The sequence below is a fragment of the Sporosarcina sp. P18a genome (assembly GCF_002743135.1).
Lineage (GTDB): Bacteria > Bacillota > Bacilli > Bacillales_A > Planococcaceae > Sporosarcina.
The window spans coordinates 1-1,402 of sequence record NZ_PDYQ01000017.1 but is presented as its reverse complement, the minus strand read 5'-3'; the positions used below and the strand labels follow the sequence as shown (position 1 = coordinate 1,402).

14 tRNA genes are annotated in these 1,402 nt (G+C 51.3%); all 14 read left to right on the top strand.

The annotated features are described in order from the left end of the window. Window positions 1-21 precede the first annotated feature (21 nt). Window positions 22-97, top strand: a tRNA-Val gene (locus CSV75_RS16080). Window positions 98-111: 14 nt separating this feature from the next. Then, window positions 112-187, top strand: a tRNA-Thr gene (locus CSV75_RS16075). 8 nt (window positions 188-195) lie between these two features. Next, a tRNA-Lys gene (locus CSV75_RS16070) sits at window positions 196-271 on the top strand. A 22-nt stretch (window positions 272-293) separates the two neighbouring features. Then, window positions 294-375: transfer RNA gene (locus CSV75_RS16065), tRNA-Leu, on the top strand. Window positions 376-383: 8 nt separating this feature from the next. Further along, a tRNA-Gly gene (locus CSV75_RS16060) sits at window positions 384-455 on the top strand. Between the two features lie 16 nt (window positions 456-471). After that, window positions 472-560 (top strand) — tRNA-Leu (locus tag CSV75_RS16055). A gap of 16 nt (window positions 561-576) precedes the next feature. After that, a tRNA-Arg gene (locus CSV75_RS16050) sits at window positions 577-653 on the top strand. A 31-nt stretch (window positions 654-684) separates the two neighbouring features. Next, window positions 685-761 (top strand) — tRNA-Pro (locus CSV75_RS16045). Between the two features lie 6 nt (window positions 762-767). Beyond that, window positions 768-843, top strand: a tRNA-Ala gene (locus tag CSV75_RS16040). 26 nt (window positions 844-869) lie between these two features. Next, window positions 870-943: transfer RNA gene (locus CSV75_RS16035), tRNA-Met, on the top strand. 6 nt (window positions 944-949) lie between these two features. Further along, window positions 950-1,026 (top strand) — tRNA-Ile (locus CSV75_RS16030). Window positions 1,027-1,041: 15 nt separating this feature from the next. After that, window positions 1,042-1,134, top strand: a tRNA-Ser gene (locus tag CSV75_RS16025). A 90-nt stretch (window positions 1,135-1,224) separates the two neighbouring features. Further along, window positions 1,225-1,299 (top strand) — tRNA-Met (locus tag CSV75_RS16020). A 1-nt stretch (window position 1,300) separates the two neighbouring features. Beyond that, a tRNA-Asp gene (locus CSV75_RS16015) sits at window positions 1,301-1,376 on the top strand. Window positions 1,377-1,402: the final 26 nt, after the last annotated feature.

The window sequence follows — 1,402 nt, the reverse complement described above, 5'->3', positions numbered from 1 at the left end:
TTGATATTGAAATTATACCCAGGAGGATTAGCTCAGCTGGGAGAGCACCTGCCTTACAAGCAGGGGGTCGGCGGTTCGAGCCCGTCATCCTCCACCATATATTCTACACCTGCCGGTGTAGCTCAACTGGTAGAGCAACTGACTTGTAATCAGTAGGTTGAGGGTTCAAGTCCTTTCGCCGGCACCACTTAGTACGAGCCGTTAGCTCAGTTGGTAGAGCATCTGACTTTTAATCAGAGGGTCACAGGTTCGAATCCTGTACGGCTCACCATTATTTTTTGCCGAAACATATCGCGGGTGTGGTGGAACTGGCAGACACGCTAGACTTAGGATCTAGTGCCTTCGGGCGTGGGGGTTCGACTCCCTTCACCCGCATTTTTCATGCGGAAGTAGTTCAGTGGTAGAATACGACCTTGCCAAGGTCGGGGTCGCGGGTTCGAATCCCGTCTTCCGCTTTTAAATTCCACTCTTGCCGGGGTGGCGGAACTGGCAGACGCACAGGACTTAAAATCCTGCGGTAGGTGACTACCGTACCGGTTCGATTCCGGTTCTCGGCACCAATTAATTTCATAATATGCGCCTGTAGCTCAATTGGATAGAGCGTCTGACTACGGATCAGAAGGTTGTGGGTTCGACTCCTGCCAGGCGCGCCATATTTCAAAAGAAATTACTATTGTATATAGTCGGGAAGTAGCTCAGCTTGGTAGAGCACTTGGTTTGGGACCAAGGGGTCGCAGGTTCGAATCCTGTCTTCCCGACCACTTATTGGGGCCTTAGCTCAGCTGGGAGAGCGCCTGCCTTGCACGCAGGAGGTCAACGGTTCGATCCCGTTAGGCTCCACCAATAAATGTACGTGACTGACTAATTGCAGCGGCGTAGCTCAGTTGGCTAGAGCATACGGTTCATACCCGTAGGGTCGGGGGTTCAAATCCCTCCGCCGCTATCCTAAGGACCTTTAGCTCAGTTGGTTAGAGCAGACGGCTCATAACCGTCCGGTCGCAGGTTCGAGTCCTGCAAGGTCCACCAGATTATTTATTTTACGGAGGAATACCCAAGCCCGGCTGAAGGGATCGGTCTTGAAAACCGACAGGGGTGTTAAAGCCCGCGGGGGTTCGAATCCCTCTTCCTCCGCCATATTTTCCTTAACATAAGCTTTACTTTATTAAGAAGTTATGTTAAGATAATAAAGGCGTTAAATCTTCATTAAAGAAACATTTGTATTATCGCGGGGTGGAGCAGTGGTAGCTCGTTGGGCTCATAACCCAAAGGTCGCAGGTTCAAATCCTGTCCCCGCAACCAAGGTCCCGTGGTGTAGCGGTTAACATGCCTGCCTGTCACGCAGGAGATCGCGGGTTCGATTCCCGTCGGGACCGCCATTTTATACTTACGCTTCAAAAAGCGT